Below are 22375 nucleotides of genomic sequence, written 5' to 3'. Positions count from 1 at the left end.
ACCCCGGCTAGGTTGCCGCGCATGTCTCGTACTCGTGCAATGGTGGCCGCCGCCGCGCTGGCCGCGCTCCCGCTGGCCACGGCCACCCCGGCAACGGCCGCACCCGTGGTGAACAAGGTCGTGGTGATCGGCATCGACGGCACGCTGTGGAGCGAGGTGCAGGCGGCCAATGCCCCGAACCTGGGCCTGCTCGCGGCCCAGGGCACCCTGGCGCGGACCTCCATCGCCCCGCACACCACCATGTCGTGCGTCTCCTGGGCGACGGCCCTGACCGGGGTGTGGGATACCAAGCACGGCATCAAGGACAATGACTCCACCTGCACCCCTGCGCCTTTCGCGCAGTATCCGACGGTGTTCACGCAGCTGGAGCGCGCGAAGTCGAGCCTGGCCACCGCGTCACTGGGTACCTGGGACAAGATCGGCATGATCGCCCGGACCGGAAATCCCGCGGCGGACAGGGTGTCCGTGACGCAGGTCGATCCGACCGGCGCGGGAGTCTGTGAGACGACCGCGGATTCGAATGCCGCGGCGCAGGTGGTGTCCGCCATCACCGACGACGGCACGGATTTCGTGTTCACCCACCTCGATCAGGTCGATATCGTCGGCCACACCCTGCGCGGCATCTGGCCGCAGGCGTACCGGGATGCCATCGGCCGGGTGGACGCGCTGGTCGGCAAGATCACCAAGGCGGTCGACGATCGCGCCCGTACGCACGCCGGCGAGCGCTGGACGATCCTGGTGACCACGGACCACGGACACAAGCCCGAGGGCGGCCACGGTGGTCAGAGCGCCTACGAGACAGCGAGTTTCATGATCGCGCGCGGGCCGGACTTCGCCGCGGGTGCGCAGAACAACGGCTACACCCTGGCCGACATCACCCCGACGGTGCTGGACCTGCTGGGTGCACCGGCGGATCCGAACTCCGACGGCCGCTCGGTACGACTCGGCGGTTCCGGTGATCCCGCCGCTACACCGCCGAACACACCCGCCATCGACTCCGGCATCACCGGTTCGTCCTCGGGCTCGGCGCAAATGCTCATGGTCAACAATCCGCTCTGCCTGGTCGCCAGCGGCTCGGCCGGTGGATCCTTCGGCAAGTAACCGGTCGGAGCGCCGCTGCCCGACAAGGAGCGGGCCCGCCGTCGGCGGACCCGCTCCCGCCCTCGACCCCCGCCGCCGTGGCACCCCGGAATCCACCCCCTCGTACGGTTGAATTCCAGCCTGTGGAGCCCAAAGCGAAGCGCCTACTATTCCTCGCCGCCGCGATCATCCTCGCCGCATCCACCTACGGCTATGCCCGCTCCCCCGGCCACTACGGCGCGGCAATAGCCCTCGGTGCAGTCCTGACCATGTTCTTCGTCGGCAAGGCCATGAACTAGCCCCGGCCCCCGCACCTACTTCGGCGCTATCAACTCCAGTGCGATGTTGTCCGGGTCCCGGAACTCCAGGATGTAGCTGAAGCCGATGTCCTTGATGTCCTCGTGCGCGACCCCGCAGGCATCGAGATGCGCCGCGGCAGCCTCCAATTCGGCCAGTGAACCGACCGGGAAGGCGAGATGGTCGAGACCGACACGGTCCTCGTCGAACCGATCGGTTCCGACCGGCCGCAGACCGATCAGCCCCTGCGCCATCCGGTAGATCACCCCACCGTGCAGGAAGCTCAGCCGCTGCCGTGTTTCGTCGTCCGCATCGGCCGCGATCTCCAGCGCCACCGGCCACCCGAAGACCGCATCGTAGAAGGCTCTCGACCGCCCGATGTCACCCACGGTGAGCCGGATATGCGCAACAGACTCCACAGAGATCGCCATGCGGCCGATGCTGGCATATCTCGGCCCTACTCGCTGGTTCGACACCGCGCGGGTGCTCAGGCGAGGTGCGCTCGCGCGTCCTCGTAACCGGCCTCCTCGGGAGCGTCGGCGGGCCCGTAGATCAGGTGCAGCACACCGGTTTTGAACGGCGTGGCCGACAGCAGCCGCAGTGGGATGGGAGTGCCCTCGTCGAAGAGCCGCAGGCCGTCGCTGCGCAGGGCGATGGGGTGCACGAACAGGTGCAGCTCGTCGATGAGCGCGGCCGCCAGCAGCTGGCGCACGATCGAGGTCGAGCCGCTGAGCGAGATGTCGCCGCCCGGTTCGGCCTTGAGGGCGGCCGCGGTCGCCACCAGATCACCTTGGGGTTGTTCGGAATTGCGCCAGGTGAAGTCGAGTTCACGATGGGAGAACACAATCTTGCGCAGATCGCCGAGCGCCTTCGCGAAGCCCGCGTCCTCGGCTCCGGCGGCCTCGCGTTCGGGCCACGCGCCGGCGAACGAGTCGTAGGTGACGCGGCCGAACAGCAGGGTGTCGGCGGTGGCCACCAGGGCCGAGACGGCCTCGCCCATCTCGTCGTTGTAGTAGGGGAAGTGCCAGTCCTGCGGGTCGGCGACGATGCCGTCGAGGGAGATGAACAGTCCTGCGGTGATCTTGCGCATCGGTGTGCTCCTTGCGAATGGGTTGGGGTGGGCCGCGCGGTTACCCGTAGGACGGGGCGACCGTCTCGTATTCATCGGCCGGGCCGCTGCCACTGCGCTGCCCTTCACCCATTACGCTGTGGCACAACCGAATCCACCGCTCGTACGGTTGGGAACGAGCCTGTGGGAGTCTGCGGTGAAGCGCTTTCTTTTCCTGATCATGACGATCGTCGTCGCCGCCTCCACCTATGACTACGGCCGTTCGGCCGGCCACTACGGACTGGTCGTGGTGATGGGCATCGTCCTCACACTGTTCCTGATCGGGAAGACCATGGAATAGCCAATCTCCCTCAGGCGAAAGCTGCCGATGAGCCCGGGGCGGGCGAAGGGTGATCCGGGCGGTCGCGGCCGTCGGCTGCCGGGCGCAGTTCGACGCAGCATTCACCGGGGGCCGGAGCCAGGACGGCTTCGACGGTGTTCGCACCCAGGCCGTCGAGGATGCCTGACAGGTAGGCGTGGTTGAGGGTGCAGACGAGTTCGGGGGCGGAGGCGGCGAGGGGGTGGAAGGGGCAGTTGTGCAGGCGGATGCAGGACGGGGTCGGGCGGCCGGGTTCGAAGCCCTGATCGGACAGGAGGGCTTGGAGGAGGGTGAGGGCGCGTTCGGGGCCGAGGCGGCCGGGTTTGCGGAGGTCGCGTTCGGCGGCGCCGAGGGCGGTGCCGCGCTCGGTGGCGACGCGGACGGCGACGTCCCGGGCGGTCTCGTCCGAGCCTTCGGTGAGGACCGCGCTCATCAGGATTTCGGCCAGAACCTCGTAGCGGCGTTCCGGAATGCTCACGCGCACATCGGTTTCGGCGGGTTCGTAGACCTTGGGGGTACGGCCGACACGACGGGGGGCGCCGACCGCCTCGTAGCGGGCGCGCAGCAGGCCCGCGTCGACGAGCTTGTCCAGGTGGAAGGCGGCGAGTTTGCGGGAGATGCCGACCTCGGCGGCGGCCTCGTCGCGGGTGACGGGGCGGCGGGCGCGGCGGATGTACCAGTACATGCCGCGCCGGAGGTCGTCATCGAGGACAGCGACGGCACCGATAGCAGAAGCACTGGTCACGTGACCACGATAGCGCCCATCGTGATGGCCGAAAAGTATTTGGTACCACTCCAGCGTGTGTTCCTTGACCCGGCCGGGTAATTACGCCAAGAATTATTTCCTGAATTCAAGCCTGGTTGGGAGGTTGTCGTGACGGCTGATCCGCAGCAGGCCGAGCCTGATCCCCCGAGTTCCAGCCATCTGCCCCCACCCGTCATCTTCGGCCACTTCCTGCTGGCCGTGGCCGGGCTGGTGCTGTGGATCATCTACCTGGTGGTCAGCACCAAGGCTGTTGCCTGGGTCGCCTTCGCGCTGCTGATTCCGGTGGCACTGCTCGGCTTCTTCATGCTGCTGCGCTGGCTGCCGGTCTATCGGGGCCAGGCAGCCGGTGTCCCGCAGTCCGAACCGGCCGAACGCCACTTCCCCGTCATCGTCGTGGGCGGGCACGGCGTCTTCGCCGTCGTCACCGTGGTGCTGGTCCTGCTCACCGCTCTCGGCGTCGGCGCGAGCTGACCCCGGCGACGAGCCGGACCCGGAAAAAGCGTGAGCCCCGAGCCGGAATCGACTCGGGGCCCAGGGCTTTCGCGGGCTACTTCAGGCGGAGGCTGCCGAAGAGGCCGTCCTTCTCGTCGTTGGGGCCCGCGGTGAAGTAGAGGGCGTCGGCGTCGCCGAGGCTCTCACCGTTGCCGAACATGAGGCCCCAGAGGCCCTCGATCTCGGCGGGCTTGCCGTCGGCGTCGCGCAGGTAGTCGACGAACTTGCCGGACTGGTCGTCGAGGGCCAGGATGTGGCCCGCGCCGCCGAAGTTGCCGACCAGCAGCTTGCCCGACAGCGGGCCGAAGCCCTGCGGGGCGATGGTGACGGCCCACGGCGCGTTGAGGCGACCGTCCGCGTCGAGGGTGCGAACCAGCTTGCCGTTCTTGTCGAATTCGGCGACCTGGCCCTTCTTGGCCTTGTTGCCGGCGTTCTTCTCCTGGTCCTTGTCGAGCTTGTCCTCTTCGCCGGCCTTCAGCTTGTTCGGGTCGCCGCCCTCGGACTGGGTGACGGCGTAGGTGACGAAGACGCGGTCGCCGATGGTGGCGACATTGAAGGGGGCCGGGTCGCCGACCTTCACCTTCTTGCCCTTGGCCGCGTCGGCCGGGTCGATGGCGTCACCGGTGGCGAAGGGGTTGGCGAAACCGGTGGTGGGCACCAGCTTCCAGTCCTTGTCGAAGGTGCGGACCTGCGGGTCCTTGCCGAAGTCGGCGGCCAGCAGCTTGGCGCCGGACGGGTCCAGGGCGATGCCCTTGAACTTCATGCCCGCCGCGGTGCCGTCGTATTCGAGCACCGCCGGGCCGTCGTGGCGCACGATGGCGCCGCCCGCGCCCTGCTCGGTCCAGCCGGAGATCTTGCCGGAGTCGGTGGCGAAGATGAATCGCGCGGAGCCGGTGAGCTTCTCGTCCTTGCCGTCGTAGCTGACCGGCTGGTCCTTCACCGCGAAGATGTCGGAGGTGATGGGGGCCGGGTTGAAGACGACGCCGGTGGTCTTGCCTTCGCTGTCGTCGCCGTCGTCGTCCGGGATGGAGTCCGCGCCCGGGATGGTGACCAGCTTCAGCGGGTCCTGGAACATCTTCTGGTACTTGGCATCCGCCGCCTTGGTGGCGTCACCGACGAACTGGAAGGAGTAGCCGCCCGCGCCGACCCAGAAGTGCCCGCCGGCGCCCTTGGGACGGTCCGCGATGCCCCAGGCGTTGATGAAGTTCGGGAAGGTGAACTGCGCCTTGTCGTCCGCCTTGTTGGAAGCGATATTGACCTGGGCGTAATGGTTTCCGTCGAGCGCCTTCACGTCGTCGTTGTTCGACTTCGTATTGCTGCATGCCGCCGCGACCACCAGCGCTGCGCCCAGTGCCGACACGCGCAGCAGGGTCTTGCGCACCGGCGGCATGCCGCTCGAGCGTCCGTTCATTTCAGGTCCTTCCAGCAAAACGCCCAGGTGCGGCGTTAGGTGATGCTAACCATAGCTGGAAGAATCGGCGCCGTCGTTAGGGGACCCTCATTTCCATTCGGAAACGACATCTCCGCTGGTCCAGGGGGCAATGAGCAGCTTTCGGGCGGTCTCGGAACCATCCAGAGCCCGGGTGATCCGCTGCGCGATCCGCCAGCCCTCGGAAGTGCGGACCAGGCGGAAGTGATTCGCCCCGGCCCGCCACACGAAGAATCCGCCGTCCCGCCGCCGGACCAGCAGCGACTCGCACACCGCCGCCGCGGTGTCCCCGTCCACGGTGACCGACACCGGGCCCAGGAAGTGCGCCGATCCGGCGGCGATGAGCGATTGGTGCGCCTGCGATTCGACCATGTCGCGGACCTGCCCGCGATCGCGCATGTGCCAGCCCTCGACGTCGTATTCGCCGTCCTCGGTCCACAATTCGGCGACCGCCTCGGCGGCCCCGGCATCGACCAGCGGGCCGTAGGAGGCGATCAGACGGGTGATGGCCAGCTCGTCCTCGACCCGGCGCAACCGGTCCTCGAGCACGGCGAGACGCTCTTCGATCATGGAAATCCTTCTGCTACAGGAGATGACGGTCGACCAGATCGCGCAGCGCGGCGAGCTGATCGCAGTAGTGGGCGGCATCGGTGGCCCGGACCGTGCAGGTGAGGTGGGTCGCCCCGGCCGCCCGCAGCGCTGCCAGCCGGCGCAGGGAATCCTCGGCGTTCCCTTGCGGATCCAGCGGCACGCCGGGCGAGAGCACCACATCGAAACCCTCGGGCACGGCCACCGTGGCGACCAGGTCCGCGATCTGGTCGGCGTGCAGGCCGAACGGCACCCAGCCGGTGCCCAGCGACACCGCGCGGCGCAGCGATCGGCGAGTGCGGCCGCCCACCCAGATCGGCACGGTGGTGGCGGTGGCGTGCGGTTCCAGCACGAAGCCTTCGGCATCGCGGCGACCCCAGGCCCGGCGCAATCGGGTCAGTGCCGCATCGGCCCGCGCGCCCCGGTCCTCCCAGGCCGCGCCGAGCAGGGCGAATTCCTCTGCGAGAGAGCCCACTCCGACCCCGAGCACCACCCGGCCGCCACTGAGCCGGTCGAGGGTGCCGTAGCTCTTGGCCAGCGCCAGCGGATGGTGGTAGCCCAGCACGAGCACCGAGGTGGCGAGCCGGATCCGGGTGGTGCGCGCCGCCAGGTACGACAGTGTGGCCAGCGGGTCCCAATAGGTCGCGCCGCGCACCGCCGCGGCCGCCGCGGGCACGCCGACGTGGTCGGAGCAGGTGAGGTGGTCGAAGCCGAGTTCGTCGGCGGCCATGGCGATCCGGGTCAGATCCTCGGGGCCCGCGGTGGCTTCCCAGGGCGAGGCGACGCCGGGCACCTGCACCACGATCGGCGTGGACAGACCGAGCCGGATACTCATCGCACCGCCCGTTCCGGCAGACCCATGAGCCGCCGCATGCCCTTGTCGGCGCGCAGCACGGCGGCCGCCCGATCCGGGTCATTGCGCTGGGCGGCTCCCGCCTCGTTGCCGGACATGATGTGCACTGGCCCGTGCCCGAGCCGCGAAAGCCCTTCCCGCGCCACGTCATCGGGCTCGGACACCGTCATCCCCGGCACGGTGAAGTCGAGTCCGACGCGTTCCATGGCCGGTGTCCGGGTCACGCCGAGCACCAGTTCGAGCACATCCACCCCGTGCTCCCCGAGCTCCAGCCACAGGCTCTCGGCGAAGATCCGCCCGAACGCCTTGACCCCGCCGTACACGGTGTGATGCTGCGAGCCCAGATACCCGGCCAGTGACCCGACCATCAGAATCCCGCCTCGCCCACGCGTTTTCATGGCGCGCCCGAAGTGGTGGATCAGCCCGAGCGGCGCGGTGATGTTCAAATCGATGACCTGCCCGAACGCGTCCAGATCCCCGTCCACGAACGGCGCGCTGTGGGTATTGGCCCCGGCGTTGAGAACCAGCAGGCCGACCTCCACGTCGGCAACCGCGGTGACGATCTCGCCCACCGCGTAGGCGGCGGTCAGATCGATTGCGAGCGTGCGCACCTCGACCCCCAGCTCCCGGCATTCCGCGGCCGTCGCCTCGAGCGGTTCAACCCGCCGCGCCACCAGCAGCAGCGCGATCCCGGCCCCGGCGAGCTCCAACGCGAACGACCGCCCGACCCCTTCTGATCCCCCGGTGATGACCGCCCACGGCCCATAACGCTGCGGGTCCACACCGTTCATCGCTACTTCCTCACCTGTGAGATCGAACTCGGTCCCTTCCAGTTCTACAAACTTCTGCCCAGAAAAACTAGAGTGAATTCTAGTTATCGGACGGAAGGTGATTTCATGCCGCGCATTCAGGACTCCCGCGCCCCCGGCCGCGTCTCGACGGCCCGGCAACTGGAGCGGCAGCGCGCGATCCTGCGCGCGGCCGCCCGACTGGGCGCCGAGCACGGCCTGGAGCGGGTGCAGATGAGCGAGGTCGCGCAGTCCGCGGGGGTCGCGCTGGGCACGCTGTACCGGTACTACCCGTCCAAGAACCACCTGTTCGCGGCGGTCCTCGATGGGGCGGTCCGCGAATTGCCGCACCCCGCAGCGGTTCCCGGCGACCCGGTCACCGGTGCGACCGAGTTCCTGAGCCGTGCAATCGGCGAGCTGCTGCGCCACCCCCTGCTGGCCCGGGCGATGATGGTATCGATGAACGCGGTGCGCGCCGAAGGCCACGCCCTGCCCCACGATCCGTCGTCCCCCGAGACGGCCTCCGCTGCGGCAGCTCTGGTCACGGATCAGGTGATGCCCGAACGCATCCTGGCCGCCGCGGGCATCACGAACCCGGCCGACGAGGACCACCGCCTGGCACGTCTGCTGGAGCAGTGCGTCTACGGCATTCTCACCTGGACCATCGCGGGCCGCCTGACCATCGACCAAGCCCTCGCCGACGTCCACCGCGCTTGCGAACTCCTCCTCGCTCCCTGGCGATCGGCACGATAAGCGGCGAACCCGGAGGTGACCACCGTTTCACGTTCCAGTCACCGAGACCCCATGGAGGAGTTTTCTCCACTCTTCCAGTCAGTGAAATCGTCTGCGCGGCATGGGTTTTTCCACCGTTATAACGGGAATGTGCGGGATCGGCTCCGATGACGGGGCCGTGAGTTGGTGTTCCGCATTCACACCGAGCGAGGACGGTACCTATGACAACGATGCGTGACCAGTTCCGCCGGGTCGAAGCCGAACCGGCACCGGCCCGCTTCGCGCGAGGCTGGCACTGTCTGGGGTTGGTGCGCGATTTCGCCGACGGCAAGCCGCATTCCATTCGGGCGTTCGGGACCAAGCTGGTGGTCTTCGCCGGGGCGGACGGCACGCTGAAGGTGCTGGACGCCTACTGCCGGCACATGGGCGGGGATCTGTCCGACGGCGAAGTCAAAGGCGACGAGATCGCGTGCCCGTTTCACGACTGGCGCTGGGGCGGGGACGGCCGCTGCAAGCAGATTCCCTACGGCCGCCGCGTCCCGCCGCTGGCACGTACCCGAGCGTGGAAGACGCTGCAGCAGGACGGGATGCTGTTCGTGTGGAACGACCCCGAGGGCAATCCGCCGCCACCAGAGGTCGCCATTCCCCGCATCGAGGCGGCCGGCAGCGACGGGTGGACCGATTGGCACTGGTACACCACCGTCGTCGGCACCAACTGCCGTGAAATCGTTGACAACATCGTCGATATGGCGCACTTCTTCTACGTGCACGGCTCGTTGCCCACCTACTTCCGCAACGTGTTCGAGGGGCATGTGGCGACCCAGTACTTCGACAGCGGTGCGCGCGAGGATCTGCCGGGACCGGTCGGCGAGCCGAAGCTGCTCGGCACACAGTCGGTTGCCTCGTACTACGGACCCTCGTTCATGATCGACGACCTGCTCTATCGCTATGAAAACGGCGACCACAAAACAGTTTTGATCAACTGCCACTATCCGATCGACGCGAACTCCTTCGTCCTGCAGTACGGCATCATGGTCGAAATCCCCGCCGGTCTCGACGCCGAGGAAGCCATGGCCGGCGCCCGTGCGATGGGCGACTGGGTCAAGCTCGGCTTCGAGCAGGACGTGGCGATCTGGAAACGCAAGGCGCGCATCGACAATCCGCTGCTCTGTGAGGAAGACGGCCCGGTGTATCAGTTGCGCCGCTGGTATCAGCAGTTCTACGTCGACCAGGCCGATATCGAACCGGCGATGGTCGATCGATTCGAATACGAACTCGACACCACCCGCCCGGCCGAGGCCTGGCATGCCGAGGTCCGAGCCAATCTGGCCCGCGCAGCCGCCGCGCCGGTGTCATGAGCGCAGCCGCCGCGCCGGTGTCATGAGCGCAGCCGCCGCGCCGGTGTCATGAGCGCACGCCCGCACCGGAGACTTTCCCGGTGCGGGCGTTCGGCCGCAACCCCAGCAGGCGTCGCCGGATATCGACCGCGGCGCTTCGCACTGCGGCCGTAGCGTTTTCGATGGGTACCGACCGGGTCGGACCCGACAGCGATACCGCGGCCGGTGCGCTCTCGCACAGCCCGCCGATGGCAGCGGCCACGACCGTGACCCCCAGTACACAGCCCTGCGAGTCGACCGCGACACCGCCACGATCGTGAACCGCGCCCAGTTCCCGCGCCAGCTGTCGCGACGAGCACACGCTGTAGCAGGTCGGCGCCTGCCGGAACGACAGTTCGGGCCACCGCTGCGGGTCGAGCCCGGCCAGTAGCGCCCGCCCCGGCGCGGTCAGGGCCGCGGCCTGGCGTGCCCCGACCGACCATCCGGCTCCGGGCCCGGGCGGTGGACCCAATCGCTCGAGGTGCAGCACGTCCGGGCCGGCCAGAATGCTCAGGTGCGCGGTCAAACCCGTGCGTAGATGTAGCGCGGTCAGCACCGGAGCGGCGGTCTCGCGCAACCGGCGCTGCGGGGCCACCTGCGCACCGAGTTCGAACATTCGCAAGCCGAGCCCGTACTCGAAACCTTCACGCTCCACCCAGCCCAGTTCCACCAGACGCCGCAGAATCCGATGCGTCGACGACCGTGGCAGCCCGGCCCGCTGCGCGATCTCCGCCAATGTCAGCGATCTCGGCCCATCGAAGGCATCGAGCAGTGATGCCACCCGATCGATCATGGCCGCTGGGGCGTCGTGAGTTCGTGTCGTCGCTGCCACGTTCCACCTACCTTCGAACACCAATGTCATATTCTGCCATTTGTGGCAGAATATGACACACAGAGCGTGAGCACGACCACATTGCCCGGTAAAGGCACCACTCGACCTGTTTCTCCGGATTCCCGCCCGTCGCCCCGGGGGCCGCCGGTACGGCGTTACGGTAGGCGCGACCAGCAATGAGGAGGACTCGTCGTGAGCAACCCGGCCAAGGCGAAGCTGGCCCACAAGCGGGCCGAAGACCTACGCCTGACCATCGCGCTCGCGGCCCACACTCTGTTCGTCGCCGACGGCGACACCTCCGCGACGGTCGAACGCATCTGCGAGACGGTCGGAATCGCGCCACGCACCTTCCACCGCTACTTCGCGACGAAGGAGGATGTGGTGCTCCCCCTGTTCCGTCGCAGTGAACAGCTCGTCCGCGAGGTGCTCGCGAAGGCGCCCATCGACACCGATCCGGCCGACGTCCTGACCCACGCATTCACCACCGAGGTCCATCAACGGCAGTCGTTCGACTTCGATCGGACCTTCATGACCCTGATGATCAACACGCCCGAATACCGGCGTCGATGGCTGGAGTGGGGCGAATGGCTCTACGAGCCCATCACCGAATTCCTCGCCGCGCGTATCGATCTCGGCACCGATCCGTTCCTGCGCGAACTGCCCGCCCAACTGGTGGTACAGACCAGCCGCCAGGCCTACACGCACTGGATCGTCAGGGCCGAGTCGACCGATTTCGCCGAGGTCGAAGCGATCATGCAGCGCGGCTTGACCGTACTGTTCGCCGGACTGAGCGCGGTGACCTCCCCGGTCGCACACCCGACGTGAGAGGCAGAGGTTGATCACGGTCGAATCGACCGCGGCGACAGACCCGTCACAGCGCGGACGGCCGGGTGCGCGAGGTGTGCACCCGGCCGTCCGAGATGGGTTGGTCAGAGCTCGAATTCGGCTCGGACCTGGTCTTCGGTGAGGCCGTAGTCGGCCAGGGAGTACTTGTGGACCGGTTTGCGGTCGCCGGACTTGCTCTCCTGGTCGAGGGTGGTCATGGCGGTGCGGGCCGAATCCGTGTAGTCCAGGCCGAACTTCGAGTAGATCTTCTCGACCGTGGCGAAGGGGTCGGCGCGGAGTTCGTCGAATTCGATGTCGAGGAACTGGTCCGGGTTGTAACGGGCTCGCGCGGTATTGAATTCGCGCAGGCCGCGGGACCACAGTTCGAGCTGCGATTCACCGATCTTCTCGCCGACGAAGGTGGTGGACCAGCCCGCGGTGGCCTGCTCGGACAGGCTGCACGAGGAGCCGACGATGGTGACCGGGTCGCGGTGGGTCTGGATGATCAGCGCGTCCGGGTACACCTTCATCAGGGCGTCGAGGGCGAACAGGTGGCTGGGGTTCTTCAGCACCCAGCGCCGGTCGTCACCCAGGCCGATGAGCTGCAGGTTCGCCTTGTGCCGCGTGTAGGCATCCGTCCAGTCCTGCTTGCGCAGCCACTGCGAGTAGCTCGGCAGATAGGCCAGCGACTCGTAGGAGATGGATTTCACCGTCTGACGCAGCAGCTGCCAGCACTCCTCGACCTCGGCGGCGGTCATGTAGTGCACGCCCATGAATTCCGGGTTCTCGATCCGGTGCTGGGCGAACCCCTTGTCGACCGCCTGGTAGACCGGATTGTCGGCCCAGGTCTCCCGCGGCGGCCGCGGCTGCGGGAAGTCGGCGAGCCACATCTCCAGGGCCTGATGCTGCGGGTCGGCGGCGAGCAGCCGGTGCAGGGCGGTGGTGCCGGTGCGTGGCAGCCCGGTCACGAAAATCGGCCTGGTGACCTGGGTTTCGGTGTAGGCCGGGTTGGCCTGCCAGGAGGCTTCGCTCAGGGCACGCGCGACGAGCGCGCCGCGCAGGAAGTAGCGGCTCATCTTGGAGCCGAGCTCGGTGAGCCCGGCGTCACGCTGGTAGGACTCCAGCAGGACGCCGAGCGCCTCCAGGTAGTCGTCGGACCCGAAGTCGGTGAGGCCGCTGACTTTCGACGCCGAGTGGTGCAGATCCTCGACGGTGCCGACGTTGGTACGTCCGCTCATAGTGGTGAAACTCCTTGCTCAGACGTGGTATTCGCCGCAGTTGACGTCGATGGTCTGCCCGGTGATGGCATTGGCCCACGGCGACATGAGGAAGACGATGGTCTGGGCGATCTCGTCGGGTAGCGGCAGCCGCTTCAGGTCCGACTTGGACGCGGTCTGCTGGTAGACCTGTTCCTCGGTGATGCCGTACTTCTTGGCGATCTCACTGAAATACCACTTCAGTTGGTCGGTCCAGATGTAGCCGGGCAGCACGCTGTTGACGCGAATCCCCTTCTCGCCCAGCTCGGTCGCCAGGGTCTGCGACATGGCCAGCAGGGCCGCCTTGGCGACCTTGTAGCTGCCGTAACGGGGTTCGGAATGCCGCAGCACCATGGAGTTGACCATGACGACCGAGCCCTTGGTCTCGGCCAGCCCGTCGGTGAACGCCTGCGTCATGCGGAGATTGCCGAGCACGGTCAGGTCCACGCTCTCGCGGATCTGCTCGAAGTCGGTGCGCGCCAGCGGCTTCATGGACGGCACCTTGAAGGCGTTGTTCACCAGCGCGTCGACCCGGCCGAAGGTCTCGAGGGTCTGCTTCGCCAGGTTCTGGACCGTGGCCTCATCGGTGATATCGGTGGGCACGCAGAGCGTTTCCGCGCCACCCTCGGCCGCGATCTCGTCGGCGACCTCCTTCAGCCGCGACTCGGTGCGCGCCGCCAGCACGACCTTGGCCCCGGCCGCCGCGGCCTCCAGCGCGATGGAACGGCCCAGACCGGGTCCGATGCCGCTGACCACGACCACCTTGTCGGCCAGCAGTCCCGTCTTCAGTCGGGTCATCCCAGCATCCTTTCCGCGAAGGCGCGCTGGCGAGCGGCAATCCGCTCGCGCCATCCGGCCTCGTCGATCCGATTGTGTTCGTAATGGGGCAGCCGTTCGGCCACTTTGTCCAAGGGAACGAGCTCGATGGCCGGCCCGTCCGCCGGCGTGATCGCGCGATCCACGCGCTGCCAGCGGAACTGGAGAATGCCGAGCTTGCGGCCGGTGGTCTCGATCCAGTTGGCGATCCCCGGGTTCCGGGCGGAGACCACCATGCGGATCATCCCGTCCGGATCTACCTGCGCCTGCTGATGATTCAGCGAGGTCTGGTGGTTGGCGTAATCGAGCGAGACGTACCAGCGGCTGCCCAGCTGGAAACCCTGATACGGCGCATCGGATTTCGGCACGGTGATGATGAGCGCCTGATCGTCCTCCAGCTCGAAATGCCCGACGGAGGAGTACTGCGTGCTCAATCCGCCCGGCGTGAGCCGAGGTTCGGTCAGCGTATTGACCGGCAGGTTCAGGTAGAACCACTTCGGGAAGTTGAACCAGGTGTGCACCCGGGTCAACAGCATGCGACCGGCCGCCCGGTACCGCTTGCGCAGCTGTTCCACCCCGGCCTCGACCGGCGCGGTCCCGATGGTGTCCACCCGCTCGATGCGAATGCTGCCCTTGCGCTCGGCATTCCAGTCGCCGTAGACCTCGCGCACGGCCAGCATGGACGCGCCCTCGCCGAGCACGAAGTAGTTCGGCTCCGGATTCTCCTTGGGCGGGCCGAAGCGCAGCTGATAGCTGCCGTCCTCATTGATCTGCAGCCGCCGGTCGTCGAACGCGTCGTCACCGTTCGGCACGTCGGTGGCGGTGTAATCGCCCTTGAGCACCTGGAAACTCAGGTCGACGGTGCTGCCGCGCACGCCGGTGAGCAGGTATTCCGCATTCGGCTCTATATTGGCGCTGTAGTACAGCGTGTCCGGGTTGTCCAGGCCCATCTTGGTGTAGGGCCCGGTAGCGGACACGAGGTACGGGTGCGAGGTGCCGTGCGCCCGCGACAGCTGCAGGACGGCGGCAATGCTGCCCTGCAGGTAGTCGTAGCCCTCCGCCAGATCGTGCGGGTCACGGATGAAATCGGCGGCGGCGATGAGCTTCTCGGCCTCGGCGACCGCCGCGAGGAACGGTTCGGTGAGAGGCAGCTCGGCCTTTTCTATATCGGTCATCAGCTATCAGCGATTCCTAGGATCTCTCGAATTCGATGGGCGATCTCGGCCGGCGTCCCGGCCGAGGGGGTGATGGTCAGGTCGGCGAACTCCGGCCGCTCGTACGGCGAACTGATGCCGGTGAATTCGCGCAGCTCCCCGGCGCGGGCCCGCTTGTACAGGCCTTTCGAGTCGCGCAGCTCGCACTCCGCGAGCGGGGTGTCCACGAAGATCTCCCGGAACGACAGATTCCTGGAGTCGTGCAGCTTGCGCGCCTCGCGCCGTTCGGCACGGAACGGGCTGATGAGCGAGACGATGGCGACCACGCCGGCATCCGCGAACAACGCCGCCACCTCGGCGACACGGCGAATGTTCTCCCGCCGGTCCTCGTCGGTGAAGCCCAGGTTCTTGTTCAGCCCGTGCCGCAGGTTGTCGCCGTCGAGCAGGTAGGCGGGCTGCCCGGATTCGATGAGCTGCCGCTCCAATTCGACTGCGATGGTGGACTTCCCGGAGCCCGACAGCCCGGTCAGCCACACGGTCGCGCCGGTGCTGAGCCGCTGCCCGCGCTCCACGGCGGAGCTGTGCCACACCACATTCGAGGCCTTCTGCCCGACCCGCGGTGCGCCCGTGGAGCGTCCGGTGATCATGCCCGCGGCCACCGTCTGGTCGGTGGTCTCGTCGATGAGGATGAAGCTGCCGGTGGCGCGGTTCTCCCGGTACGGGTCGAACAGCAGCAACTGCCGGCTCTTGATCGTCACGCGTCCGATGTCGTTGAGCCCCAGCCGATCCGCGTCCGTCTGCCGGTGCAGGGTGTTCACGTCCAGCCGGTAGTCCAGTTCGCTCACCTCGACCTTGGAGGTCTGGGTGGCGGTGCGGATGGCGTAGGAGTTGCCGGCCCGCAGTTCGGTGTCGTCGGAGAACCAGCACACCATGGCGTCGAGCTCACGATCGGCGTGCGGCTGGTTGCCGGGCCGGGCGAGCATATCGCCACGGCCGATATCGATTTCGTCGTCCAGGGTCAGCGACACCGCCATACCGGTGAAGGCCTCGTCGACCTTCCCGCCGCCCGGCCCCCAGATCTGGTTGACCCGGCTGGTCCGCCCCGACGGCAGCACCACGACCTCGTCGCCCGGCTTGAAGATGCCGCCCGCGACGGTGCCCGCGTAGCTGCGCTGGGTCTCCCCGTGCGGCCGGATGACGTACTGCACCGGCAGCCGGTTGTCGATGAGGTTGCGGTCGGAGGCCACGTGCACCTCTTCCAGGTGCCGCAGCAGCGGCGGGCCCGGGTACCAGTCGGCCGTGCGCGCGGACGGATCCACCACATTGTCGCCGTGCAGCGCCGACACCGGGATGAAGCTCAGATCGCCGACATCCAGCTTGGTGGCGAAATCCGCGAATTCCGACCGGATCTCCTCGAACCGCTGCTCGGACCAGTCGACCAGGTCCATCTTGTTCACGCACAGCACCAGGTGCCCGACCCCCAGCAGCGAGGACAGGAAGGCGTGGCGGCGGGTCTGCTCGGAGACGCCCTTGCGCGCGTCGACGAGGATGAGCGCCAGGTCGGCGGTGGACGCGCCGGTCACCATGTTCCGGGTGTACTGCACGTGCCCCGGGGTGTCGGCGATGATGAATTTCCTTCGCGGCGTGGCGAAGTAGCGGTACGCGACATCGATGGTGATGCCCTGCTCGCGCTCGGCGCGCAGGCCGTCGGTCACCAGCGACAGGTCCGGCCCGTCGCCGCCGCGCGAAAGGCTCGCGCGCTCGATGGCATCCAGCTGATCGCTGAACAGGCTCTTGGAGTCGAACAGCAACCGCCCGATGAGGGTCGATTTACCGTCGTCCACGCTGCCCGCGGTGGCCAGTCGTAACAGGTTGCGGCGCATCAGAAATAGCCCTCTCGCTTGCGATCTTCCATGCCGGACTCCGAGATGCGGTCGTCGGCGCGGGTGGCGCCGCGCTCGGTCAGCCGGGTGGCGGCGGTTTCGGCGATCACCTCGGCGGGGTCGGCCGCGGTGGATTCCACGCAACCGGTGCAGTCGGCATCGCCGAGGGTCCGGAAGCGCACGGTGGCCTCGATGCGCTTCTCCTCCGGGCCGAACTCCAGGAATCGGTTGTCCGCCAGCAGCATTCCGTCGCGCGCCACCACGGTGCGCCGATGCGCGTAGTACAGCGACGGCAACTCCACCTCGGCCTGGTCGATGTACTCCCAGATGTCGAGCTCGGTCCAGTTCGACAGCGGGAACACCCGGATGTGCTCGCCCTTGCGGTGCCGGCCGTTGTAGAGGTTCCACACCTCGGGGCGCTGGGCCCGCGGTTCCCACGCGCCGTACTCGTCGCGGAAGCTGAACACCCGCTCCTTGGCGCGCGCCTTCTCCTCGTCACGGCGCGCCCCGCCGAATACCGCGTCGAAGCGGTGCTCGCGAATGGTGCGCAGCAGGGTGGTGGTCTGCAGCCGGTTTCGGGTCTCACCGGGCCGTTCGGTGACCCGGCCCGCGTCGATATCGTCCTGCACGCTGCCGACCAGCAGCTGGGCGCCCAGCCGCGCCACGGTGCGATCCCGGAAGTCGATGACCTCGTCGAAATTGCGCCCGGTATCGATGTGCAGCAACGGGAACGGCAGCGGCGCGGGCCAGAACGCCCGCCGCGCCAGCTCCAGCATGACCGCCGAGTCCTTACCACCGGAGAACAGCAGCACCGGCCGCTCGAAGGTGGCCGCCACCTCCCGGATGATGTGCACCGATTCCGCCTCCAAGGCGTTCAGGTGCGACAGCTCATATCCCGTGCGCATCTCTCGTCCCATTCGCCGCGTCATCCGATCCGTCCGGTCATTCGACCTTGCGGTGTCGAATATTCGACGCTATTGTTCGATAATGTGACACCGACGATAGGTCGGTACCCGGGCGACGGTCAATACCCGCGCCCGAATTGCCGCGCATCGGAGTAGTCGCCGCCGCGCATCGGAGTAGCTCGGGCACACCGGATCCGGGCCACTCCGGTGCGGATGACCGATACCCCGGCCGATACGATCGGGCGCGAACCTCCCGCAGCGCCGGGACCGACACCAGCAGGGATCGAGTTGCCTGAATCCACCACCGCCCCTGTGGCTTCCGAACCGGGAACGGCGGCCGGAGCAGGTTCCGCGCCCGCCTCACCGCCGACCCACCGGGTCGTGCAGGCGATCGAGCTGCTGTCGCGGCATTCCGGCGAGCGCCTCTCGCTGGCCCGCATCGTGCGCGCCACCGGCATGTCCCGGGCCACCGCGCACGCCGTGCTCACTCAGCTCACCGGCGACGGCTGGACCGTGCGCGACAGCGAGGGGAACTACAGCCTCGGTCTCGGACTGCTGGCGGTGGCGCGGCGGGCCGACACCGCCTTTCCGTTGCGCCGTCTGGCCGCGGAGCCCATGCACGCGCTGGCAGCCGCGCACGGCGTCCCGATCTTCCTGGCCGAGCGGGAACAGGAGGCCATCGTCATCACCGAGGTGCTCGGCACCCCGTCGGTACCGTGGATCCGCCCCGCCCGCCGCATGCCGTTCGCGCCGCCGGTCTGCCGCGAATTCATCGCCTGGGCACCGGAATCCGAGCGGGAGACCTGGCTGCAGGCCGCCGACCCGCGCCACCGCCCCCGCCTCACCGCGGTCCTCGACGTCATCGCCGCCCGCGGCTATTCCGTCGAACGCCTCGCCGACGAGTCCGCCCCCATGCTGGAAGCCCTCGGGGCACTTCGCCATTCCCCTGTCACCGATCCGCTACGGCACCGTCTCAGCGCCATGATCGCCGACCTCATCACCATCGACTATCTCCCCGACGAACTCGGCGACCACAATGCGGTCGTCTCGGTGGCCGCCCCGATCTTCGCCTCCGACGGCTCGGTCATCGCGTCGATCGTCTCCTGCCCCGACACCAATCTCCCCGCCGCCCGCCTGCACGATCTGGCAACCGCCACCATCGCCGCGGCCGATACCGTCACCACGTCGCTGCGCGGCTGAGCCGTTATCCGCGTCCCGGGACGGCCACTGATCACTGCGACGGCCACTGATCGACGCGGCGCAATCGTCGAATCCCACCCGGCAGGCGGCCCGCACTCGAGGGTGCGGGCCGCCGAATCTTGCTGCGGCAGTCAGCGATTGGCCAGTTCCGAGAGCTGGTAGGCCAGGTTGCGACGGAACGCCGGGATGCGGGCGGCGGTGCTGATGACGAGGTTGCGGACCAGCCGGGCGGGCACCGGACGCAAGGTAGCCATGCGGGTCATGCGATCGGTGAAGCTGACCACGCCCAGCGCCACCGGGCGACGGGTCTGCTCGTACTCGTCGAGGGTGGCCTCAGGGGCGCCCGCGACCACCGCGGCGAGCAGGCGGCCGAGCATGGCGGCGTCCTGGATGCCGGTGTTCATACCCTGGCCACCCGCCGGGCTGTGCACGTGCGCGGCGTCCCCGGCGAGCAGGATGCGGCCGGCGCGGTAGTGGTCGGCGACCCGGTGGTGCACGCGGAAGCGCGAGCTCCAGACGATCTCCTCGATCTTCGCGTGCGCGCCCGGCCGGCGGGCGTCGACCAGCGCCTGCACATAGGCCAGATCCTGGTGTTCAGGAGCGTCTGCCACGGTGGCGACGATGCGGAAGCGGTCGGGCTGCGGGTCGGGCAGCGGCGCGACGACCGTGACACCCTCGGGCGACAGGTGCAGCGAGACCTCGTCGCGCGGGTCCGGCCAGGTCATGCGGACATCGGCGAGGACGAAGGACTCGGGGTAGGTAGCGCCGGTGAAGCCGATCCCGGCGGCCTCGCGGACCGGGCTGTGCATGCCGTCCGCACCGATGACCCAGTCCGCGCGAACGGAATTCGCGGCGCCGTCGGCGTCGGTGAAGGAGACGGTGACACCGTCGGCGTCCTGGACGACGCCGGTGACCTCGGTGTGCCGGTGCACCTGCCCGCCCGCCTTCTCGAAGCGCGCCAGCAGGATTGCCTCGGTCGATTCCTGACCGATCATCACGGTGTAGGGGTAGGCGGTGGGCAGTCCCTCGAACGAGATGCGGGCCAGCACGTGGTCGCCGTCGCGCATCACGAAGTGCGGCACCACGATTCCGCGTTCGAGCAGGGTCTCGGTGACACCGAACTGCTCGAGCACCTCCAGGGTGCGGGCGTGCACGACGACCGCGCGGGAGGTGTTGGCGCCCTCGGCCAGCCTGTCGAGCAGCACCACGTTCACACCCGCGTCGGCGAGCGCGATGCCCGCGGTCAGCCCGGCGGGACCGGCACCCACGATGACGACCGAGGCGGTGGCGGGGACGGTGTTCATGACGACTCCTGAGGCTCTGCCAACATTTGTTGGCCAACGTCTGTTGATTTAGACGGTACGACCCGGTCGAAGTCATGTCAACACTTGTTGGCCAACGAATGTTGGCAAACCTTCAGCGGTCGGTGGCGGCGGCCAGCGACTGGAAGACGGCGGCGGTCCGGGTGTGCGGCGTCGCGCAGTAGACGATGACCCGCTGATCGGTGTCGGAGATGTGCAGCACCTGGCAGTGGAAGTCCAGCGGCCCCAGCTCCGGATGACGGATGCGCTTGCGGTGGATCCGGCGCACCTCCACATCGTGGGCGGCCCACATGTCCGCGAACCGCTTCGACGTGCCCAGCAGTTCGGTGACCAGCGCGGCCAGCGCCGGATGCCCCGGATACCGGGCATAGGCCGCGCGCAGATCGGCGATCAGAGCGCGGGCGAAGTCGCGGGTCTCGGCGTCGGCCCACTGCGGATGGTCGGCGGCCTCCCGGAACATCCAGCGGATCATATTGCGCTCATGCTCGGGCACGGTGTCGAGATCGCCGACGAACGGCGTGGCAGCCCGGTTCCAGGCGAGCACCTCATAGGTCGCGTCCACCACATACGCCGGGGCCGCCAGATTGTCGAGGATGGACCGGACCGCCTGCGGCACAGTCTTGTGCGGCCCAGCCGTGACCGGCGGCGACTCCCCCGACATCCGAAACAGGTATTCCCGCTCGTCCACGGTGAGCATGAGCGCGCGGGCCAGCGCCGCCAGCACCTGCCGCGACGGCTTCGAACCGCGAGCCTGCTCGATGCGGATGTAGTAATCCACCGAAATCCCCGCCAGCTGCGCCACCTCCTGACGGCGCAATCCCAGGGCACGGCGGTTGAGCCCATTGGGCAGCCCGACATCGCCGGGTGTCAGCCGATTACGCCGAGCCTTCAGAAAAGCCGCGAGTTCGCTCCTGTCAGCCATGGCTCCAGTGTGGGCCGCCGTCTCGATTTTGGGGGAACGAGATCCTGGAGGCCGCCACCGGACCATCCCACCGCGAGCCGACCTCCACACGGTCAATTCGGACAAGCAGGGCGAGTCCAGTGAATAAAGAACATACGTTCGACATGACCGTTATCGTCACCTCGTGCTCTCAACCCGTCACGAGATCCCTTTGCAGTTAATCCGCAACCGACTCGAAGTCGCACACCCCGTAATCCGTGTGCACGTTTCAGAACTGCTGTAACACAGCGAAACTCGGGCCGATCTCGGTGACCACCTCAGATGAGGGGCGGTACGGGGCAGCGGCCCAAGCCGCGACGACGGTGACTGCCACCGAGCAGTCCCCGGCACAGGGGGTTCGGATGCTCGAGTATCGGGTCCACACCGTGCGGGTGGGGGTCGATCATCCGGCATGGCCGGAGCTGGATCGGATGGCGTTGGCCGCGCGGCGGTTGCGTAACGCGATCAACTACGACCGGCGTCAGATGTTCTTCGCGGACCTCGAGTTCGACGAGAACACCGACCGTAAGGACCGCAAGACCACCGCGGAGTGGAAGGCGTTGCCCGTCAAAGTCGCCCGTGAGGTGTCGCGGGGTTTGGACGCGGACTGGCGCAGTTTCGCCGCACTGCGCAAGACCAAGGGTCGCCTGGCCCGGCCGCCGAAGTATCTGCGCGGGCAGTCTCGATACCAGTTGCGGTTCGCCGGCGACGCCCTGCGGGCACGCCCGGCGAAGCGGGGGATGCTGGGCGCGGCCGGGATTCGGGTGGATTTGTGCCCCCCTACCGGTGGGCTGGGACCGGATCAGAGAGGTCCGAATTCAGCCGTTGGAGAGGGAATTCGACGTGGAGATCGTGTGGGTCAAGACCGTGACCGAACCGGTGGAGTCGCCGGATTGGTCACGAGTGGCGGGGGCGGATCTGGAAGGAGGAACCCGCCAACAACGCGAATCAGCGCGGTTGAAGGCCCTGTGGCGGCACCGCAACGCGGTGGTGAATGCCGAACTGCACACCGCCTCCAAGAGGGTCGTGGACTACTGTCGCGCCCACCGGATCACCACTCCTACACATCCAAGACCAGCGTGCTCGCCGGTGAGCAGCCGAGGAAACAATCCGATTACGCGGCACGGCGGATCAGCCGGGGACGTGTGAAAGTCCTTGCCACCGGCCAGATCCTCAACGCCGATGTCAACGGCGCATGTCAGATCGCGCGCAAATGTAGGCCGGACGCCTTCTCCTGGGCCAACGGTGTATCGGGCGAGGCGGGCCTGTTGCGACCCTTCAAGGTCGCAACAGGAGGAGGTCGCCCCGATGCCAGGACACGCCCCCGCGTGAAATGCATCGAAGGAAACAGGAAGTCAAGCAATTGACCACCACTCCAACCTGGTACAACTTGGGCCTCCCACCGAAACCCCAG

24 protein-coding genes are annotated in these 22375 nt (G+C 67.7%); 9 read left to right on the top strand and 15 right to left on the bottom strand.

Annotated features, from left to right (window positions below):
- Nucleotides 1-21: 21 nt before the first annotated feature.
- Together ACFXHE_RS38220 and ACFXHE_RS38215 are read left to right on the top strand one after the other, a co-directional pair.
- Nucleotides 22-1101 carry an alkaline phosphatase family protein gene (locus ACFXHE_RS38220; protein ID WP_379389702.1) on the top strand — a complete coding sequence of 360 codons (1080 nt, stop codon included), beginning with the start codon at nucleotides 22-24 and terminating at the stop codon, nucleotides 1099-1101.
- Between the two features lie 122 nt (nucleotides 1102-1223).
- A complete protein-coding gene (locus ACFXHE_RS38215; protein ID WP_379389700.1) occupies nucleotides 1224-1379 on the top strand; it encodes a hypothetical protein in 156 nt (51 codons plus the stop codon).
- A 15-nt stretch (nucleotides 1380-1394) separates the two neighbouring features.
- On the opposite strand, the gene ACFXHE_RS38210 is transcribed toward ACFXHE_RS38215, so the two are convergent.
- Together ACFXHE_RS38210 and ACFXHE_RS38205 are read right to left on the bottom strand one after the other, a co-directional pair.
- The gene (locus ACFXHE_RS38210; protein ID WP_379389698.1) at nucleotides 1395-1808 is read right to left on the bottom strand and encodes a VOC family protein; all 414 of its coding nucleotides are present in this window, start codon (nucleotides 1806-1808) and stop codon (nucleotides 1395-1397) included.
- A 56-nt stretch (nucleotides 1809-1864) separates the two neighbouring features.
- A complete protein-coding gene (locus ACFXHE_RS38205) occupies nucleotides 1865-2467 on the bottom strand; it encodes a dihydrofolate reductase family protein (protein WP_379389696.1) in 603 nt (200 codons plus the stop codon).
- 175 nt (nucleotides 2468-2642) lie between these two features.
- On the opposite strand from ACFXHE_RS38205, the gene ACFXHE_RS38200 reads away from it, so the two are divergent.
- Nucleotides 2643-2786: a hypothetical protein gene (locus ACFXHE_RS38200; RefSeq protein ID WP_379389694.1), complete on the top strand. Its 144-nt coding sequence runs from the start codon at nucleotides 2643-2645 to the stop codon at nucleotides 2784-2786.
- Nucleotides 2787-2796: 10 nt separating this feature from the next.
- Here the strand turns inward: ACFXHE_RS38200 and ACFXHE_RS38195 are convergent, their stop codons facing one another.
- The gene (locus tag ACFXHE_RS38195; RefSeq protein WP_379389692.1) at nucleotides 2797-3549 is read right to left on the bottom strand and encodes a helix-turn-helix transcriptional regulator; all 753 of its coding nucleotides are present in this window, start codon (nucleotides 3547-3549) and stop codon (nucleotides 2797-2799) included.
- Nucleotides 3550-3678: 129 nt separating this feature from the next.
- Here ACFXHE_RS38195 and ACFXHE_RS38190 point away from each other — a divergent pair, with 129 nt between their 5' ends.
- A complete protein-coding gene (locus ACFXHE_RS38190; RefSeq protein WP_379389690.1) occupies nucleotides 3679-4041 on the top strand; it encodes a hypothetical protein in 363 nt (120 codons plus the stop codon).
- 76 nt (nucleotides 4042-4117) lie between these two features.
- On the opposite strand, the gene ACFXHE_RS38185 is transcribed toward ACFXHE_RS38190, so the two are convergent.
- From ACFXHE_RS38185 to ACFXHE_RS38170, 4 genes are all read right to left on the bottom strand, one after another.
- A complete protein-coding gene (locus ACFXHE_RS38185; protein WP_379389688.1) occupies nucleotides 4118-5473 on the bottom strand; it encodes a TIGR03118 family protein in 1356 nt (451 codons plus the stop codon).
- A gap of 87 nt (nucleotides 5474-5560) precedes the next feature.
- Nucleotides 5561-6061 carry a nuclear transport factor 2 family protein gene (locus ACFXHE_RS38180; RefSeq protein ID WP_379389686.1) on the bottom strand — a complete coding sequence of 167 codons (501 nt, stop codon included), beginning with the start codon at nucleotides 6059-6061 and terminating at the stop codon, nucleotides 5561-5563.
- 13 nt (nucleotides 6062-6074) lie between these two features.
- Complete coding sequence (locus ACFXHE_RS38175; RefSeq protein WP_379389740.1) at nucleotides 6075-6908, bottom strand: TIGR03619 family F420-dependent LLM class oxidoreductase; 834 nt, start codon at nucleotides 6906-6908, stop codon at nucleotides 6075-6077.
- A gap of 2 nt (nucleotides 6909-6910) precedes the next feature.
- On the bottom strand, nucleotides 6911-7723 hold the full coding sequence (locus ACFXHE_RS38170; protein ID WP_379389684.1) for an SDR family NAD(P)-dependent oxidoreductase: 813 nt from the start codon (nucleotides 7721-7723) through the stop codon (nucleotides 6911-6913).
- 105 nt (nucleotides 7724-7828) lie between these two features.
- Here ACFXHE_RS38170 and ACFXHE_RS38165 point away from each other — a divergent pair, with 105 nt between their 5' ends.
- Both ACFXHE_RS38165 and ACFXHE_RS38160 read left to right on the top strand, forming a co-directional pair.
- Nucleotides 7829-8473 (top strand): TetR family transcriptional regulator, encoded by a 645-nt coding sequence (locus ACFXHE_RS38165; RefSeq protein ID WP_354843187.1) that lies wholly within the window; start codon nucleotides 7829-7831, stop codon nucleotides 8471-8473.
- Nucleotides 8474-8673: 200 nt separating this feature from the next.
- On the top strand, nucleotides 8674-9810 hold the full coding sequence (locus ACFXHE_RS38160; protein ID WP_379389682.1) for a Rieske 2Fe-2S domain-containing protein: 1137 nt from the start codon (nucleotides 8674-8676) through the stop codon (nucleotides 9808-9810).
- Between the two features lie 46 nt (nucleotides 9811-9856).
- Here the strand turns inward: ACFXHE_RS38160 and ACFXHE_RS38155 are convergent, their stop codons facing one another.
- Entirely contained in the window at nucleotides 9857-10660 is an 804-nt protein-coding gene (locus tag ACFXHE_RS38155; protein WP_379389680.1) for an IclR family transcriptional regulator, read from the bottom strand.
- Nucleotides 10661-10852: 192 nt separating this feature from the next.
- Between ACFXHE_RS38155 and ACFXHE_RS38150 the strand changes: the two genes are divergently transcribed.
- The gene (locus ACFXHE_RS38150; protein WP_379389678.1) at nucleotides 10853-11485 is read left to right on the top strand and encodes a TetR family transcriptional regulator; all 633 of its coding nucleotides are present in this window, start codon (nucleotides 10853-10855) and stop codon (nucleotides 11483-11485) included.
- Nucleotides 11486-11589: 104 nt separating this feature from the next.
- Here ACFXHE_RS38150 and ACFXHE_RS38145 read toward each other — a convergent pair whose 3' ends face one another.
- From ACFXHE_RS38145 to cysD, 5 genes are read right to left on the bottom strand one after another with little or no spacing between them, the layout of a single operon-like run.
- Entirely contained in the window at nucleotides 11590-12723 is a 1134-nt protein-coding gene (locus ACFXHE_RS38145) for a sulfotransferase family protein (RefSeq protein ID WP_379389676.1), read from the bottom strand.
- Between the two features lie 18 nt (nucleotides 12724-12741).
- On the bottom strand, nucleotides 12742-13539 hold the full coding sequence (locus ACFXHE_RS38140; RefSeq protein WP_379389674.1) for an SDR family oxidoreductase: 798 nt from the start codon (nucleotides 13537-13539) through the stop codon (nucleotides 12742-12744).
- Nucleotides 13536-14732, bottom strand: a complete 1197-nt coding sequence (locus ACFXHE_RS38135; protein ID WP_379389673.1) for a hypothetical protein — start codon at nucleotides 14730-14732, stop codon at nucleotides 13536-13538. The genes ACFXHE_RS38140 and ACFXHE_RS38135 overlap by 4 nt, the downstream gene beginning before the upstream one ends.
- Nucleotides 14732-16594, bottom strand: coding sequence for an adenylyl-sulfate kinase (gene cysC, locus ACFXHE_RS38130; protein WP_379389671.1), 1863 nt, complete (start codon nucleotides 16592-16594; stop codon nucleotides 14732-14734). Before cysC ends, ACFXHE_RS38135 begins: the two co-directional genes overlap by 1 nt.
- Complete coding sequence (gene cysD, locus ACFXHE_RS38125; RefSeq protein WP_379389669.1) at nucleotides 16594-17499, bottom strand: sulfate adenylyltransferase subunit CysD; 906 nt, start codon at nucleotides 17497-17499, stop codon at nucleotides 16594-16596. The genes cysC and cysD overlap by 1 nt, the downstream gene beginning before the upstream one ends.
- A gap of 312 nt (nucleotides 17500-17811) precedes the next feature.
- Between cysD and ACFXHE_RS38120 the strand changes: the two genes are divergently transcribed.
- A complete protein-coding gene (locus ACFXHE_RS38120; protein ID WP_379389667.1) occupies nucleotides 17812-18699 on the top strand; it encodes a helix-turn-helix domain-containing protein in 888 nt (295 codons plus the stop codon).
- A gap of 131 nt (nucleotides 18700-18830) precedes the next feature.
- Here the strand turns inward: ACFXHE_RS38120 and ACFXHE_RS38115 are convergent, their stop codons facing one another.
- Entirely contained in the window at nucleotides 18831-20003 is a 1173-nt protein-coding gene (locus ACFXHE_RS38115; protein ID WP_379389665.1) for an FAD-dependent monooxygenase, read from the bottom strand.
- 112 nt (nucleotides 20004-20115) lie between these two features.
- Nucleotides 20116-20943: a helix-turn-helix domain-containing protein gene (locus ACFXHE_RS38110; RefSeq protein WP_379389663.1), complete on the bottom strand. Its 828-nt coding sequence runs from the start codon at nucleotides 20941-20943 to the stop codon at nucleotides 20116-20118.
- 380 nt (nucleotides 20944-21323) lie between these two features.
- On the opposite strand from ACFXHE_RS38110, the gene ACFXHE_RS38105 reads away from it, so the two are divergent.
- Nucleotides 21324-22328, top strand: a complete 1005-nt coding sequence (locus ACFXHE_RS38105; RefSeq protein ID WP_379389661.1) for a hypothetical protein — start codon at nucleotides 21324-21326, stop codon at nucleotides 22326-22328.
- Nucleotides 22329-22375: the final 47 nt, after the last annotated feature.

It is taken from the genome of Nocardia sp. NPDC059229 (assembly GCF_042754165.1).
Taxonomy (GTDB): domain Bacteria; phylum Actinomycetota; class Actinomycetes; order Mycobacteriales; family Mycobacteriaceae; genus Nocardia.
The sequence above is the reverse complement of the archived record's forward strand: the minus strand, read 5'-3'. Positions and strand labels throughout refer to the sequence as shown.